The organism is Vibrio coralliirubri, from assembly GCF_024347375.1.
Classification (GTDB): Bacteria; Pseudomonadota; Gammaproteobacteria; order Enterobacterales; family Vibrionaceae; genus Vibrio; species Vibrio coralliirubri.
Genome location: NZ_AP025470.1, coordinates 3,281,594 through 3,298,132 on the forward strand (window position 1 = coordinate 3,281,594; position 16,539 = coordinate 3,298,132).

Below are 16,539 nucleotides of genomic sequence, written 5' to 3' on the forward strand. Positions count from 1 at the left end.
GTTATGAGAAACTAAGAGGATTAGTCACGAACATAGATAACATGGCCGTCATCTTCTTCGTCATCCCAATCGTCCCAATCGTCGTCATCTTCAGTAACGACATTCTTACCGCTCATCGCATCTTTATGGTAGTCATCCCACATAAAGTCTACTTTTTCTTCTTCTTCAACTTCTACAACTTCACGAGGTAGGTTTTCCATAAACTCACCAAGTTTGAAGCAAAGATCTTTGGTGCCGATTTTATTCACAGCAGAGATCTTGAAGTACTCGCCTTCCCAGCCCAAAGCATCGATGATTTCTTGAATCTTTTCGTCTGCTTCGTCTTCTGGCATTAGGTCAACTTTGTTGAACACTAACCAACGAGGTTTCTGTGAAACTTTTTCACTGTATTGCTCAAGCTCATCGATGATCGTCAGTGCATTCTGAATAGGATCAGATTGATCGATCGGCATAATGTCGATCATATGCAGAAGAACACGACAACGCTCAAGGTGCTTAAGGAAACGAATACCAAGACCAGCGCCATCAGCAGCGCCTTCGATTAGGCCTGGGATATCGGCAACAACGAAGCTCTTTTCAGGAACAACACTTACCACACCCAAGCTTGGGATCAAGGTAGTGAACGGGTAATCAGCCACTTTTGGTTTCGCAGCAGATACTGAACGAATAAAAGTAGATTTACCTGCGTTTGGTAGGCCAAGCATACCAACGTCAGCTAATAGAAGAAGCTCTAAACGCAGTTCACGAACTTCGCCTTTAGTACCCATTGTCTTTTGACGAGGAGCACGGTTAACAGACGATTTAAAACGCGTGTTACCAAGACCGTGCCAACCACCTTTACCAACCATTACTTTCTTGCCGTGTTCAGCAACTTCTGCAACGATTTCGTTGGTGTGGATATCAACGGCACGAGTACCTACAGGCACTTTCAATGTAATGTCTTTACCACGTTTACCAGTACAGTTACCACCGCGACCGTTCTCACCACGCTCTGCGTTGTAAAAACGTTGGAAACGATAATCGATCAGCGTGTTTAAGTTCTCATCCGCTTGGATGTAAACATCACCGCCGTCACCACCGTCACCGCCGTCAGGACCACCTTTAGCGACGAATTTTTCGCGCCAAAAGCTCACTGTACCATTACCGCCATCACCGGCTTCTATTTTTACTACCGCTTCATCAACGAATTTCATTTTTTAACTCCGCACTTACGTTGCGTTACCACTCATCAAGGAGTGATATAAATTCTAGCAGATCCGTGTTTAGATCGATCACCTAAGATCTAGGCCGACCTGCAACCAAGGAACAAATAAGGAGAGGTTCTTTGCTTCTTATTTCTTAAAAACAAACGGCTTCTTAAAAACCAAACTGTTTCTAAAAAATAAAACGGCTTCTCAAAACCAAAACAAGAGCGTCTGCTTTTTTATTCTTGCTATAAATAAAAAACCCTGCCGAATCGGCAGGGCTTTTGAATTCAGCTTGAAAGCTAATAAAATAATCTAGTTAAAGATTAAATTACTCAGCTTCGATGCTTACAAACTTACGGTTTTTAGGACCTTTAACAGCAAATTTCACTTTACCTTCAGTAAGAGCGAAAAGAGTGTGGTCTTTACCGATGCCAACGTTTGTGCCAGCGTGGAACTTAGTACCACGTTGACGAACGATGATGTTACCTGCAAGAACAGATTCACCACCAAAACGCTTAACACCAAGACGTTTGCTTTCTGAATCGCGGCCGTTATTAGTAGAACCGCCAGCTTTTTTATGTGCCATTGTTAAACTCTCCTAATACTTAAGCGTTAATGCCAGTGATTTTCACTTCAGTGAACCACTGACGGTGACCAGCTTGCTTACGCGAGTGCTTACGACGACGGAACTTAACGATTTTTACTTTATCGCCACGACCGTGTTGTACTACTTCTGCAGTAACCTTGCCACCTTCAACAAGAGGTGCACCAACAGCGATTTCTTCGCCGTTAGCAACAAGAAGAACTTTATCAAATTCAACAGTTGCACCAGTTTCAACGTCTAATTTCTCTAAACGAAGTGTTTGACCTTCGCTTACTCGGTGTTGTTTGCCACCAGATTGGAAAACAGCGTACATATTTTACTCCGCTTTTTCCGCACAGCCTATGGTTGTTAATTGTACAACTCGGGTGTGCGCTAAACTAATCAATAGGGCGCAGATTCTACGGGAATCATGGCGCTATGACAAGCCATATTTTTAAAAAATTGGCGAAAACCTGTTCGCCAAAGAAAAGTGCGGCAATCATGCCCTTTAGCGATGTATTAATCAACGTTTTTTAGTGTATTATTCAACAATTAAATACAACGTATAAGCCTTACAGGGTCTAACTTCAGCCGGATGAACAATGGATTTTAAAGCTATCCAAACGCTTACTGCCAATGATATGGCAAAAGTGAATGAAACAATTCAAGCCCAACTTAATTCTGACGTAAGTTTAATCAACCAGCTTGGTTTTTATATCGTTAGCGGTGGTGGCAAACGCCTACGCCCTTTGCTTGCTCTTTTATCTGCTCGCGCACTCGGTTACCAAGGTGAAGCTCATATCACCTCTGCAGCCTTTATCGAGTTTATTCACACCGCAACCCTACTTCACGACGACGTTGTCGACGAATCGGACATGAGACGTGGTAAAGCGACTGCCAATGCCGCTTTTGGTAATGCCGCTAGCGTTTTGGTGGGTGACTTTATCTACACGCGGTCATTCCAAATGATGACAACGCTAGGATCCTTAAAGATCCTCGAGCTAATGAGTGAAGCGGTAAACGTGATTGCCGAGGGTGAAGTTCAACAATTAATGAACTGCAATAACCCAGACACCACAGAAGAAAGCTACATGCAGGTGATCTACTCTAAGACTGCTCGTTTGTTCGAAGCTGCGACCCAAATCGGCGCGATTCTTACTGGGTCATCACCAGAGATCGAAACAGCAATGCAGAACTATGGTAAATACCTAGGCACCGCATTTCAGCTGATAGACGATGTGATGGATTACACTGCAGATGGTAAAGAGATGGGTAAAAACGTTGGTGACGATCTTGCCGAAGGCAAGCCAACACTGCCTCTACTTTACGCGATGCATAATGGCTCTCCTGAACAGGCAAGCATGATTCGTGAAGCGATTGAAAAAGCCAATGGCATGGAACGTCTCGACGACATTATGGCTGTGATGAAAGAGACAGGCTCTTTAGAGTACACAACAAATAAAGCCTACGAAGAGGCCGATAAAGCCATCGCTGAGCTTTCTGTACTTCCTGACTCTGAATATAAGCAAGCGCTGACCACGCTCGCACACTTAGCTGTTAAACGCAGCAAGTAAGCAGGTTAATAGACAACTCGCTTCTAGCTTCTATATAAATAACAAAAAAAGAGCCTCAGGGCTCTTTTTTCAGTTTTGAACAAATATTTGTAAGAGCGCCAAATTCAATATCGGCTCGCTTCTAATGATAACGGCAGTTGAGCTTCAATTTCTTCAAGCTCTTCCATTGGCACTGCGTATTGCTCATGCCCGTTATAAGTCTCTACTAAGGCATACTGCTCTTGCTCATCAATTACCAATACTTTTCCTAAGTGCCCCAAATATTCGACATTCATACCCTTCTGAACAGTAGCCATAACATTTACCTCCACCTTGGTTGTAGAGGTGAATACGAGTAGCTTGAACTTCAGGATCAAAAAAGCCGATCATAATGACCGGCCCTTATTAATTAGCTTTAGGCTGAGTTAAATAGCGTCTCGCTTATTTAGCGAATTCAACACCAATCTCGATGTCGCCATTTAGCGTCTCAAGCATGCTATCTAAAGCGTTACGTTCGAAGTCACTCAGCTCACCGTAGCTAAGGATCGCTTCAGCGCCCTCTTTGCCTAGTTTAACTGGCTGTGCGAAGAATGGAGCGTGCTCGCCTTCACCTTCAACGTATGCACATTCAATCACGTTCTCTTCACCTTGAAGCGCTTTCACTAGAGCAAGACCGAAACGACAAGCTGCTTGACCCATAGACAGTGTCGCACTGCCGCCGCCAGCTTTAGCTTCTACTACTTCTGTACCTGCATTTTGAATACGAGTCGTTAGTGCTGCGATTTCTTCGTCAGTGAACTCTACGCCTTCAACTTGAGAAAGTAGAGGAAGAATCGTTACGCCTGAGTGGCCACCGATAACAGGAACACGGATGTCGCCTGGATCTTTGTCTTTTAGTTCAGCAACGAACGTTTCAGAACGAATCACATCAAGAGTCGTAATGCCGAATAGACGACGCTTGTCGTAAACGCCCGCTTTCTTCAGTACTTCAGCCGCGATTGGCACGGTTGTGTTTACTGGGTTCGTGATGATACCAACACAAGCAGTCGGACAAGTAACTGCGATTTTCTCTGCAAGAGACTTAACAATGCCAGCGTTCACATTGAAAAGATCCGCACGATCCATACCAGGCTTACGAGCAACACCTGCTGAAATAAGTACAACATCCGCACCTTCTAGTGCTGGTGTTGGATCTTCACCCGCGTAACCTTTGATCGAAACAGGCGTTGGGATATGGCTAAGATCGGCAGCAACACCCGGTGTTACCGGAGCGATGTCGTAAAGTGCAAGATCTGAACCAGCAGGTAGGCGGTTCTTAAGTAGTAGGGCTAGGGCTTGACCGATGCCACCAGCGGCACCAATAACAGCTACTTTCATTGTTATTCTCCTTGAGAGCTTTCTCTTATAGATTCTTTGTAGGGTAATTCTTGAGCTAAATCTAAGTTAAAAAACTATATTAATCACAAAGTGATTACAATCAATTAACGCTAGCTTTGCGACTTCGCGCAAGTCAATAAAACCGTGCTACACAGCAAGTTCGCATTATGGCGATAATCGACTGAAATAACAAAATAAGTCGTCGCAAATAACACATTATTCTATTAAATATTTACAGTGATATGACTAACAAATTACAGGGATGTTTTGGCTAAAATTGAATATGTATGCGAGAATATGCAAACATCTTTGTTAATGAATAAGAATGACATATGCGCAATACAGAAAAGCAAGACAACTTAGTTCGTGCATTTAAAGCCTTACTAAAAGAAGAACGTTTTGGCTCACAAGGCGAAATTGTGGATGCCCTAAAACACGAAGGTTTTGAAAGCATCAACCAATCTAAAGTCTCGCGTATGTTAACCAAGTTTGGTGCCGTTCGAACTCGTAACGCAAAAATGGAGATGGTTTACTGTCTTCCTGCTGAGCTTGGTGTTCCGACCGTTTCTAGCTCTCTGAGAGAATTAGTACTAGATATTGACCACAACAATGCATTGGTGGTAATACACACAGGCCCTGGTGCGGCGCAGCTGATTGCGCGTTTATTAGACTCTCTAGGTAAGTCGGAAGGCATACTGGGCGTAGTCGCAGGTGATGATACTATCTTCATTACCCCAACGTTATCGGTTACCACTAAGCAACTGTTTGATTCAGTGTGTGAACTGTTTGAATACGCAGGATAATTGATCTCTGTTTCATAACTATCAGCCTTATTAATGGATCACGAGTATCTATTTGCTTCGTGATCCAAATCACATCCTAGAATATCCATACCTCCCTTCCAAAATCACACTAAACCATTGATTTTAAAAAATTCAGTAGTAAATCAAACACGAGATCCAGACATCATTTGTTAGATTTTTTAGCTATATCTTTTAACATTCGAGTAATTTTCTGCCAATTTTTGATATTATTCAGCCACTTTTTCATCACATGGATTGAAAAAGGTGCCGTTTCCAAATAGGAAACTCCAGAAGCAACTACACTTGTTTCAGGGTTAATAATGAATAAAGGAAGGGAAATTCATGGCATTTACCAAACTTATTAAAGTTGGTGCTATTGCAGCTGCTGTAATGGGCGCTGGCGCTGTTAACGCTCAAGAGTTCATCACGATTGGTACTGGTTCAGTTACGGGTGTTTACTACCCAACTGGTGGTGCAATTTGTAAACTAGTGAACAAGGGCCGCAAAGACCACAACATTCGTTGTTCTGTAGAGTCTACTGGTGGTTCAATCTACAACGTTAACACCATCCGTGCTGGTGAACTAGATTTCGGTGTTGTTCAATCGGACTGGCAATACCACGGCTACAACGGTACAAGTAAGTTCAAAGATCAGGGCGAATACAAGAAACTTCGCGCTATGTTCTCTCTACATACAGAACCGTTCAACATCATCGCTCGTACTGATGCTGGCATCAACAATGTGTCTGACCTAGCAGGTAAGCGTGTAAACATTGGTAACCCAGGTTCTGGTGACCGTGCAACGATGGGTGTTGTAATGGACGCTATGGGCTGGACTAACGACAGCTTCAAGCTTGCTTCTGAACTTAAAGGCTCTGAGCGTTCACAAGCACTTTGTGATAACAAGATTGATGCATTCATCTACATGGTTGGTCACCCGAACGGATCAATCAAAGAAGCAACAACGTCTTGTGATGCAAAACTGGTTTCAGCAACAGGTCCACAGATCGACAAGATCGTAGCTGAAAACCCATACTACGCTTACAGCACAGTTCCTGCTGGTATGTACCGTGGTACTGACGCTGACGTAAACAGCTTCGGTGTTGCAGCAACTATGGTAACAACTTCAGACGTTTCTGAAGAAGTTGCATACAACGTTGCTAAGGCAGTATTTGAAAACTTTGACACTTTCAAACGCCTACACCCAGCATTTGCTAACCTGAAAAAAGAAGACATGGTTAAAGCGGGTATCTCTATCCCTCTTCACCCAGGCGCAGCAAAATACTACAAAGAAGTGGGCCTTCTAAAGTAACTCTACTTTAAGCCTACTACACCAATAAGGAGGCTAGCCCTCCTTATTGGCTTTTCACGTTTTATAAAAATAATTTAAGTGAAAAGAACAGCCCTTTAAGTTTCTCCAATTTGGAGGACTTACCTTCGTATCAAGCCTAAGACAAAGACGAACAAAAAACGCATTTCCCTATCCATTCACTACACTAGATAGGAAATAAATAACGTTTGGTTGTTCGTAAGAAAAGGCAGACCATCAATAATAAGGATAAAGTACATGACGCAGACAACATCACCGTCTCCAGATGTGCAAGAAATGGTGGCACAATCAGATACTGGTGCGCGTAGCCCTCGTGGTATCCAAGGCCGTATTTTATGGTTTGTGCCTCTATGTTGGTCACTGTTCCAACTTTGGTATGCATCTCCGCTGCCGTTCATTTTTAACTTCGCAATTTTAAACGACACTGAAGCTCGAGCAATTCACCTTACGTTTGCTATTTTCCTAGCCTTTACCGCTTATCCAGCCATGAAGAATTCGCCTAGGGATCGCATCCCCGCTGTCGATTGGATATTAGCGCTTGTAGGTAGCTTTTCAGCTTCTTATATCTATATTTTCTATACTGAACTCGCTGAGCGCTCGGGCGCACCAACAACATTCGATATTGTTGCGGCTGTATTCGGTATGGTTTTACTGCTTGAAGCAACACGACGCGCTTTGGGTCCACCTCTTATGGTTGTGGCAGCAGTATTCCTACTTTACACCTTTGGCGGCCCTCACATGCCAGACGTTATTGCCCACAAAGGTGCGAGCCTAAACAAGGCAATGTCGCATCTGTGGTTAACGACTGAAGGTGTATTCGGTGTGGCACTTGGCGTATCGACGTCATTCGTATTCTTGTTTGTACTGTTTGGTGCAATGCTAGAACGTGCCGGTGCTGGTGCTTACTTTATTAAAGTTGCATTCTCACTGCTTGGTCACATGAAAGGCGGCCCAGCGAAAGCAGCCGTTGTAGCCTCTGGTTTATCTGGTTTGGTATCAGGTTCATCTATTGCAAACGTGGTAACCACGGGTACTTTTACTATCCCACTAATGAAGCGCGTTGGCTTCCCGGGTACTAAAGCCGGTGCGGTAGAAGTCGCGGCTTCAACCAATGGTCAATTAACACCACCTATCATGGGTGCAGCAGCCTTCTTGATGGTTGAGTATGTGGGCATTTCGTATGTAGAAGTAATCAAAGCCGCGCTACTGCCCGCTCTGATCTCTTACATCGCTCTGATTTACATTGTTCACCTAGAAGCATGTAAAGCAGGTATGACTGGCCTACCTCGTCGCCACACACCAACTATCGTACAAAGCTTACTGTCTTTCACGGGTACCATTTTAGGTCTGTGTGTTATCAGTGCCGCTGTTTACTACGGTGTCGGTTGGACGAAAGATGTCTTTGGCGATGCTGCAACACCAATCGTAACGGTGGCTCTATTAGTCGCTTATGTCGCTCTGGTTCGTGTATCAGCAAAATACGCATCTGAAGGCGGCATGGAAATCGATGCGGATCTAAAAGAAGTTCCGGATCCAGGTCCAACAATTAAGTCTGGCCTTCACTTCCTCCTACCTATCGTGGTGCTTGTTTGGTGTCTGACTGTCGAGCGTTTCTCTCCAGGTCTTTCAGCATTCTGGGCGACCGTGTTCATGATCTTCATTTTGATCACTCAGCGCCCTTTAATGACTCTGATGAACAAATCAGATGATCTTGCAGAGCAAACTAAAGCTGGCTTCGTTGATCTAGCAGAGAGCTTGGTTTCAGGCGCACGTAACATGATTGGTATCGGTGTCGCGACAGCTGCTGCAGGTACGGTTGTAGGCGTGGTGACTCTAACGGGTATCGGTCTTGTAATGACTGACTTCGTTGAGTTTATCTCAGGCGGTAGCATCATCCTTATGTTGCTATTCACTGCGGTAATCAGCTTGATCTTAGGTATGGGCTTGCCAACAACGGCGAACTACATCGTTGTTTCAACTCTGATGGCACCGGTAATTGTGACCTTAGGTGCAGCGCACGGCTTGATCATTCCATTGATTGCGGTTCACTTATTCGTGTTCTACTTCGGTATTCTTGCAGATGACACACCTCCGGTAGGTCTGGCAGCCTTTGCGGCCGCCGCGATTGCAAAATCCGACCCAATTCGTACAGGTATTCAAGGTTTTACCTACGATATCCGGACCGCTATCTTGCCGTTCATGTTCATCTTCAATACCCAGCTACTGTTGATGGGCATTGATTCTTGGTGGCACTTAGCGCTGACGATTTTCTCTTCTGTGACTGCGGTACTTATCTTTGCCGCAGCAACTCAAGGTTGGTGGTTCACCAAGAACAAGTGGTGGGAAACTATACTGCTTATCGTTCTGACCTTCTCTTTCTTCCGCCCAGGTTTCTGGTGGGACATGATTTATCCAGAGAAAGTTCTTTCACCTGGAGTTGAGATCGCTCAAATCACAGAAAGCCTATCTGTGGGACAATCACTTGAATTGAGAGTAGGTGGCGAAAACTTAGAAGGTAACTATTCTGAGAAAACAGTTCGCCTTCCGTTTGCAGATTCTGCGACAACAAGTGAAGACCGCATTGCTTCAATGGGCCTAATGCTGACACAAGCTGACGACAAGATGATTGTTGATATGGTTGAGTTTGGTAGCCCTGCAGAAGCCGCTGGCATTGACTTTGATTGGGAAATTAAATCAGTTATCCAAGACGCAGAACGACCAATGAAAGAGTGGGTATTCTTACCTGCCCTACTGATTTTGATTGGTTTAGCGATGAACCAAAGAAGGCGTGCTCGTAAGGATGAGATTAGCGCGTAATGGATAGAGCCAAGTAGCGCTCTACTCTATTTGGCTTTTTTACTACATGGAAAAGATAATTACAGCGTTTGGTATACTAAGCGCTGCTCAAAAAGAGACGAATACATGTATAGACAAATCCTTGTTCCCGTTGATCTTAACGACAAAGGCTTTTCTGATAAAGCAGTCGAGCTAGCGGTATGGCACGCGAAACACAGCAATGCTGAAGTCCACATTCTGAACGTACTACCGGGCATTCACATGTCGATGGTTGCGTCTTACTTCCCGAAAGATGCAGCGAACCAAATGAAGCTTGATGTGAAAAATCAGCTCAAAGAGTTTGCTGACAAGCACATTGACGATGAAGTGGTGTATAAAGTTCACGTTGCCGAAGGCAAGACTTACACAACAATTCTAGATTACGCAGAAAAACTGGGGGCTGACCTTATCGTGATGCCTAGCCACAAGCGTTCAAAAATCGACAAAGTTGTGCTTGGTTCTGTTGCAAGCAAAGTGGTACAGAACTCACCAATCAATGTATTGGTAGTTAAGCCGCAAGGCTAAATCACTTAATCGACACAACGATCTAAAAAGGTTGGCCTAAAAGCCAACCTTTTTTGTTTTGTGTTCGCACCGTTTAATACCAATCGTAGTAAAGATCTCAAGAATCAACGCACTAAGTTCTGCGGATTACCCGCAACAAACCCATCAATATTATCGATTAAGATATCAGACAGTTTTTGAATTGAGCTGTCACTGCCCCACGCCACATGTGGTGTCAGCAATAAGTTAGGTAGGTGACTGTTAGCCAATAGTGGGTTCGAGTTGTATGCAGGCTCTTGTGTAAACACGTCCATGCCAGCGCCTGCGATTTCATTACTTTTCAAAGCCTCAACTAGGGCTTGCTCATCAACAAGTCCACCACGGCCAGCATTAATTAACACCGCGCTTGGTTTCATCATTGCTAGCTCTCGATCTGAAATCAGGTTTCGAGTCGCTTCGGTCAACGGACAATGTAAGCTGATCGCATCCGCTTGCTGCAACACTGTATCAAAAGGCAGATACCCCTCTCGACAAGAGTCAGCCCCTTTGCGCTCTGCAAAAATGACGTTCATACCAATCGCTTTAGCCAATATCGCTGTCGCTTGCCCTAAACTGCCACTACCGATTAAACCCAATGTGCTGCCTGCCACATCTTGAATCGGATGTGTAAAGAAACAGAACTGTTTATCCTTTTGCCACTCGCCAGCTTCAATATCTTGATGGTAGCCAACAAGGTTTCGTTTAAGTGTAAACAACATAGCAATCACATGTTCAGGTACCGACTGAGTCGCATAGCCTTGCACATTAGCCACTGCGATATTGTTACTCTTGCAGTAGTCGACATCGACATTATTGACGCCAGTCGCTGACACCGCGATCAACTTGAGTTGCTGTGCTTGAGCTAAATTATCAGCGTTGAGCACAACCTTATTGGTGATAACAACATCCGCTCCCGCAACGCGCTCAGCAACGAGTTCTGGAGCAGTAAAATCATACTCGACCCACTCATTTTCAAAGCTTAGAGGTTTTAAATGGATTTGAGATGGGATGGTGGCTCTGTCGAGAAAGACCACTTTCAACTTCGGCATTGTACGTCCTTGAATTGGTGTTGATGAGACCATTCTAAGCTTTTAGCTTACTGTAGTCTGGAAGCTCTGGCGCAATTTCAAAGTGCTGCTCGATTTGTGGCGATGCTTGAGGATAAAACTCACACAGAACAAAGGCTTTGAATAACTGATCATTGGCCGGATGATAAAAACTGAGTTCACACGCGTGCAGAGCCAACCTATCACTATAGTTAAAAGCATCTGGCGTTGCATAAAACTCATCACCCACAATAGGATTCCCCATCTCCATACAGTGCACTCGCAACTGATGGGAACGCCCGGTAATTGGCAGTAATTTCAATAAGGTCGTTTGAGCCTCTTCTTGTTCCACCACATAGCGAGTCTGAGATGATTTACCATCCTCGAAACACACTTTCTGCTTCGGCCGGTTTGGCCAATCGCAAATAAGAGGGAGGTCAATCAAACCTTCTGCTTCTTCTACTGAACCCCATACTCGGGCGTAATAGAGTTTGTGTGTCAGTCGATATTGAAATTGCTTCTTCAAATGACGCTCAGCTTGTTTGTGTTTAGCGAGCAGCATCAAGCCCGATGTCGACATGTCCAATCGATGCACGACTTGAATCTCTGGAAATTCGACAACCAAGCGACTCCAAATGCTGTCGTAATGCTCAGGTAACCGACCCGGAACAGAAAGCAGGCCTGCAGGCTTGTTCACCACAAGAATATCGTCATCTTGATAAACAATATCAATCCACGGTTCACGCGGTGGTGTGTACTGTTCTAACGCCATTGAAGCCTCTTAATTGCTAGTGAATAAATAATTTACGGTTGATTCGTTTATAAATAAATACAATTTTCAACATTTTCGTACATAAAAGTTGACGACTTTACAAAACATGGTATTGATAGGGTAACGGATAATAAGAAGTCAGCATCAAAGGAAAAACGATGGAAAGTACGGTTAAAACCACCAACACAAAAACACCAATCTCAGCTCCCCTATCAAGTTTAATTAAGTCTCTTGGCCCAGGCATTATGATGGCCGCAGCAGCTGTAGGTGGTTCTCACTTAGTCGCCTCAACCAAGGCGGGTGCGATTTATGGTTGGCAGCTCGCCGCGCTTATTATCCTCGTTAATGTATTTAAATACCCATTCTTCAGAGCCGGCATCCAATACACGCTAGGAACGGGTCAAAGCTTGGTGGAAGGTTACTCTAACCTAGGCCGCCCATACCTTGTGATCTTTTCGATCTTGAGTGCCATATCTGCGGTCGTGAATACCGCTGCCCTGCTATTATTCAGTGCAAGCCTACTCAGTTACTTTGTTCCTTTCGATTTAGCCACTAGCACCTTGTGCATGATCGTTTTAGCGACCTGTTTGATCATTCTGTTTGCTGGCCATTATCGTGCTCTAGATACACTATCTAAAGCGATCATGGCGATCTTAACCATCACAACCTTAGCTGCAGTCGCTATTGCTATCGGCTCTCCAGTCGAACCTGATGCTGCTTTTGTTCCACCGTCGCCTTGGTCTCTCGCTGCGATTGGTTTTATCGTGGTGACCATGGGTTGGATGCCTGCGCCTATCGAAATTTCCAGCATCACCTCTATGTGGCTAAAAAGCCAAAAAGAGAAGCAGGAAGTGACCGCACAATCAGCACTGTTCGATTTCAATGTCGGCTACATTGGTACTGCACTGCTTGCTTTAGTATTTGTTGCGTTAGGCGCGCTAGTACTTCACGGTTCGGGTGTTGAACTGTCTCGCTCCGGTGTTGGCTTCACTCATCAATTGGTCGGCATCTACGCTTCGACAATTGGTGAATGGTCTCGTCCATTAATCGCTCTTATCGCTTTCTTCTGTATCTTTGGTAGTACGATTACCGTTATCGACGGCTACTCTCGCGTGCTTGCTGAATCACAGCGCCTATTATTCAAAAAAGATTCAAGCCCAAGAATGCTGCAAGGCTGGATCATCATTGTCTCTCTCGCGGCATTAGCGATTGTGATGTTCTTTAGCGCTGCACTGATGCCAATGCTTGATTTTGCGATGGTACTTGCCTTTGCGACCACGCCATTCTTCGCGCTGCTTAACTTCATCCTAGTGAACAAGGCTAAGCTTCCAGAAGCCCTAGCCATTGGCAGCAAGCTAAAATGGCTGTCTATCGCGGGTCTTGTTTACCTGTTTGGTTTCTTGGCAGTATTTGTTTGGTGGAAGTGGTTGATGTAACCCCTCTGCCAATACATCTTTCAACAACCAATGCAGCTTTCAAACGCTAGATAAAAATAAGGCCTTCATGATGAAGGCCTTATTTCGTTGAAGCATCTCGCTAATTCAAAACTAGTTGTGAGAAACCACAATCAAGCGTAATGAATCTAGCTGAACCTGAGCTTTGCTGATGTAACCAGTCAGTTCATTGATTTGAGCTTCGATTACCTCTAGCTCTTCATCACGAATATTAGGGTTCACGGCTTTAAGCGCTTGTAAACGCTCTAACTCACCGTTCAGGTTAGTCTGCATATCTCGTTGAGCTTGTTCACGCACTTCTTCCACTTTAGGAAGTACGTGCGTCTCACCCGCTTCGATTAGCTTGTGAATTTCACCTTGTACCGAATTAACTAGCTTGCTCGCTAGGTGACGGTTTACAGGGCTTAATTGACGGTTAAAGCTGTCGAACTCAACCTGAGCTGATAAGTCATTACCACGGCCATCCATCATCAAACGAATTGGCGTCTTAGGTAAGAACTGGCTGATACCGCTGCGTTTCGGTGCTTGCGCATCCACAAGGTAAACCAGCTCAAGCAGGATAGTACCCACTGGCAGCGCTTTGTTCTTCAGTAGCGATACCGCTGATGCACCAACACCTTCACTCAGTAGCAGATCAATACCGCCCTGAATCATCGGATGTTCCCAGCTAATGAAGTTCATGTCTTCACGAGAAAGCGCAGTATCACGATCAAACGTGATGGTTGCGCCTTCGTATGGTAAGCCTGGGTAGCTTGGTACCATCATGTGCTCAGATGGCGTCACAACCAACGCATTTTCACCCTTGTCGTCTTGGTTCAAGCCAATCGTATCGAACAGGCTCAATGCAAACGTCACTAGGTTAGTATCGCCGTCAGTCGACGCGATCTTTTCTGCAATTTCATGCGCTTTGTCACCGCCGTTTGAGTGCATCTCTAGTAGGCGATCACGGCCTTTTTCTAGAGCTGATTTCAGGCTTTGGTTTAGCTTGGCAGACTCTTCAATCACTTCATCAAGTTGCTCTGTGTTGCCAGAAGCCAGCATCTCGATAAGAACATCTGAGTACTTATCGTAAACCGTGCGACCCGTTGGGCACGTCTCTGCAAATGCGTTCAGACCTTCATCGAACCAACGCGCAAGAATCGCCTGTGATGTACCTTTTAGGTAAGGAACATGAATGTCGATATCACGTAGCTGACCAATACGGTCCAAGCGACCAATACGTTGCTCAAGCAAGTCTGGGTTGAACGGTAGATCAAACATCACTAATTGGTTAGCGAACTGGAAGTTACGACCTTCAGAGCCGATTTCACTACAGATAAGAACCTGAGCGCCACCCTCTTCTTGAGCAAAGTAAGCCGCAGCTTTGTCACGCTCTAGAATCGACATGCCTTCGTGGAATACGGTTGCACGCACACCTTCACGCTCACGCAGTGCTTGCTCTAATTGCAAAGCCGTACTTGCACGAGAGGCGATCACTAGGATCTTCTCGCTGCGCTTGTCTTGGATCTTTTCAATCAACCAGTTAACGCGTGAATCGAACTGCCACCAGCTTGAATCTTCACCTTCAAACTCTTGGAAGATCTCTTCTGGGTAAAGCATCTTCATTGCACGAGCTTCGGGAGCCATCTTGCCACCGATCATGCCAGATACACGCATTGAGGTTGTGTACTGCGTTGGAATCTCCATCGGCAGTAGGTTTACATTACGCTTAGGGAAGCCTTTGATTGCAGCACGTGTGTTTCTGAAAAGAACACGGCCAGTACCATGGCGATCCATAAGGTTATCAATCAGTTCTTGGCGAGCTAAGGCTTGCTCTTCTTCGCTGCTATCACCTTCGATAACGCGGAATAGAGGCTCTACATCTTGCTCAGAAAGCAGTTCAGTAATCTGGTTCTTCGCGCTGTTTTCAAGCTTCACGCCGGAGAACAATGCCGTTACTGCATCAGCAACCGGCGCGTATTGGTCTTCTTCTTCAACGAATGCTTCGTAATCATAGAAGCGATCAGGATCAAGCAGACGCAGACGTGCAAAGTGACTCTCACGACCTAGTTGTTCAGGCGTTGCTGTTAGTAGTAGCACACCAGACGTATTTTCCGCTAAGCCTTCAACCACTTGGTATTCACGGCTTGGTTTGTCTTGGCTCCACTCAAGGTGATGCGCTTCATCGACAACCAACAAGTCCCACTCGCCTTCAAGTGCTTGCTCGTAGCGCTTACGACTCTTACGTAGGAAATCCAAAGAACACAGAACGTATTGCTGGGTATCAAATGGGTTGTCTGATTCAGCAAACGCTTCAATACAACGCTCTTCATCGAAGATAGAAAAATGCAGGTTGAAACGGCGCATCATCTCTACTAACCATTGGTGTTGTAGAGTTTCAGGAACCACAATCAGAATGCGTTCAGCACGGCCAGACAGCACCTGTTGGTGGATGATCATGCCCGCTTCGATGGTTTTACCTAGGCCAACTTCATCGGCAAGTAAAACACGCGGAGCGTGACGACGACCCACTTCATGAGCGATGTATAGTTGGTGAGGGATCAAGCCAGCACGCATACCACACAAGCCACGCATAGGGCTCTTGTGTTGTTGGTACTGGTTGCTCAGCGCTCGGTAACGCAATACAAAGTTATCCATACGGTCGATTTGACCCGCGTACAGCTTGTCTTGTGGTTTGTTAAAGCGGATCTGGTTGCTTAAGAAGATTTCACGCAGGGTGACTTCTGTTTCTTGGGTATCTTCGCGAGTACCTAAGTAGGTTAGCAGCCCTTTGTCTTCGATAACTTCTTCGACAGACAGAGACCAACCTTCTTGGCATTCGATGACATCGCCTACATTAAACGTTACTCGGGTTACGGGAGCATCAGTACGTGCATAAACACGGTTTTCTTCTGACGCTGCAAACATTAGTGTCACTGTGCGAGCATCCATTGCTACAACGGTACCTAAACCTAAATCGCTCTCCGTATCGCTTATCCAGCGTTGCCCCAAAGCAAATGTCATGAATCGACTACCTCAATCTTATAGTTGGAATTTGGTCTTCTTAACTGCAGTTTC

14 protein-coding genes are annotated in these 16,539 nt (G+C 45.1%); 6 read left to right on the forward strand and 8 right to left on the reverse strand.

All coding sequences use genetic code 11. The annotated features are described in order from the left end of the window. Positions 1 to 20 precede the first annotated feature (20 nt). The 3 genes from cgtA to rplU form a co-directional block, all read right to left on the reverse strand. A complete protein-coding gene (gene cgtA, locus OCV20_RS14835; RefSeq protein WP_017061377.1) occupies positions 21 to 1,193 on the reverse strand; it encodes an Obg family GTPase CgtA in 1,173 nt (390 codons plus the stop codon). 322 nt (positions 1,194 to 1,515) lie between these two features. Further along, positions 1,516 to 1,773, reverse strand: a complete 258-nt coding sequence (rpmA, locus tag OCV20_RS14840; protein ID WP_004735905.1) for a 50S ribosomal protein L27 — start codon at positions 1,771 to 1,773, stop codon at positions 1,516 to 1,518. Positions 1,774 to 1,792: 19 nt separating this feature from the next. Further along, positions 1,793 to 2,104: a 50S ribosomal protein L21 gene (gene rplU / locus OCV20_RS14845; RefSeq protein ID WP_004740823.1), complete on the reverse strand. Its 312-nt coding sequence runs from the start codon at positions 2,102 to 2,104 to the stop codon at positions 1,793 to 1,795. 268 nt (positions 2,105 to 2,372) lie between these two features. On the opposite strand from rplU, the gene ispB reads away from it, so the two are divergent. Further along, positions 2,373 to 3,344 (forward strand): octaprenyl diphosphate synthase, encoded by a 972-nt coding sequence (gene ispB, locus OCV20_RS14850; protein ID WP_086773822.1) that lies wholly within the window; start codon positions 2,373 to 2,375, stop codon positions 3,342 to 3,344. 104 nt (positions 3,345 to 3,448) lie between these two features. Here ispB and OCV20_RS14855 read toward each other — a convergent pair whose 3' ends face one another. Both OCV20_RS14855 and mdh read right to left on the reverse strand, forming a co-directional pair. Beyond that, positions 3,449 to 3,640 carry a hypothetical protein gene (locus OCV20_RS14855; protein ID WP_017061375.1) on the reverse strand — a complete coding sequence of 64 codons (192 nt, stop codon included), beginning with the start codon at positions 3,638 to 3,640 and terminating at the stop codon, positions 3,449 to 3,451. A 124-nt stretch (positions 3,641 to 3,764) separates the two neighbouring features. After that, positions 3,765 to 4,700, reverse strand: a complete 936-nt coding sequence (mdh, locus tag OCV20_RS14860; protein WP_009847834.1) for a malate dehydrogenase — start codon at positions 4,698 to 4,700, stop codon at positions 3,765 to 3,767. A gap of 332 nt (positions 4,701 to 5,032) precedes the next feature. Between mdh and argR the strand changes: the two genes are divergently transcribed. From argR to OCV20_RS14880, 4 genes are all read left to right on the forward strand, one after another. Continuing rightward, positions 5,033 to 5,503 (forward strand): transcriptional regulator ArgR, encoded by a 471-nt coding sequence (gene argR, locus OCV20_RS14865; protein WP_004740827.1) that lies wholly within the window; start codon positions 5,033 to 5,035, stop codon positions 5,501 to 5,503. Between the two features lie 342 nt (positions 5,504 to 5,845). Next, positions 5,846 to 6,814, forward strand: coding sequence for a TAXI family TRAP transporter solute-binding subunit (locus OCV20_RS14870; protein ID WP_017061374.1), 969 nt, complete (start codon positions 5,846 to 5,848; stop codon positions 6,812 to 6,814). 255 nt (positions 6,815 to 7,069) lie between these two features. Next, positions 7,070 to 9,649 (forward strand): TRAP transporter permease, encoded by a 2,580-nt coding sequence (locus OCV20_RS14875; RefSeq protein ID WP_086773823.1) that lies wholly within the window; start codon positions 7,070 to 7,072, stop codon positions 9,647 to 9,649. A gap of 105 nt (positions 9,650 to 9,754) precedes the next feature. Further along, the gene (locus tag OCV20_RS14880) at positions 9,755 to 10,192 is read left to right on the forward strand and encodes a universal stress protein (protein ID WP_048609641.1); all 438 of its coding nucleotides are present in this window, start codon (positions 9,755 to 9,757) and stop codon (positions 10,190 to 10,192) included. Positions 10,193 to 10,296: 104 nt separating this feature from the next. Here the strand turns inward: OCV20_RS14880 and OCV20_RS14885 are convergent, their stop codons facing one another. Together OCV20_RS14885 and rluA are read right to left on the reverse strand one after the other, a co-directional pair. Continuing rightward, positions 10,297 to 11,259, reverse strand: a complete 963-nt coding sequence (locus tag OCV20_RS14885; RefSeq protein WP_086773824.1) for a D-2-hydroxyacid dehydrogenase — start codon at positions 11,257 to 11,259, stop codon at positions 10,297 to 10,299. Positions 11,260 to 11,293: 34 nt separating this feature from the next. Next, on the reverse strand, positions 11,294 to 12,028 hold the full coding sequence (gene rluA / locus OCV20_RS14890; protein WP_086773825.1) for a bifunctional tRNA pseudouridine(32) synthase/23S rRNA pseudouridine(746) synthase RluA: 735 nt from the start codon (positions 12,026 to 12,028) through the stop codon (positions 11,294 to 11,296). A gap of 158 nt (positions 12,029 to 12,186) precedes the next feature. On the opposite strand from rluA, the gene OCV20_RS14895 reads away from it, so the two are divergent. Then, the gene (locus OCV20_RS14895; protein WP_050643124.1) at positions 12,187 to 13,464 is read left to right on the forward strand and encodes an NRAMP family divalent metal transporter; all 1,278 of its coding nucleotides are present in this window, start codon (positions 12,187 to 12,189) and stop codon (positions 13,462 to 13,464) included. A gap of 111 nt (positions 13,465 to 13,575) precedes the next feature. On the opposite strand, the gene rapA is transcribed toward OCV20_RS14895, so the two are convergent. Next, positions 13,576 to 16,485: an RNA polymerase-associated protein RapA gene (gene rapA, locus OCV20_RS14900; protein WP_086773826.1), complete on the reverse strand. Its 2,910-nt coding sequence runs from the start codon at positions 16,483 to 16,485 to the stop codon at positions 13,576 to 13,578. Positions 16,486 to 16,539 lie beyond the last annotated feature (54 nt).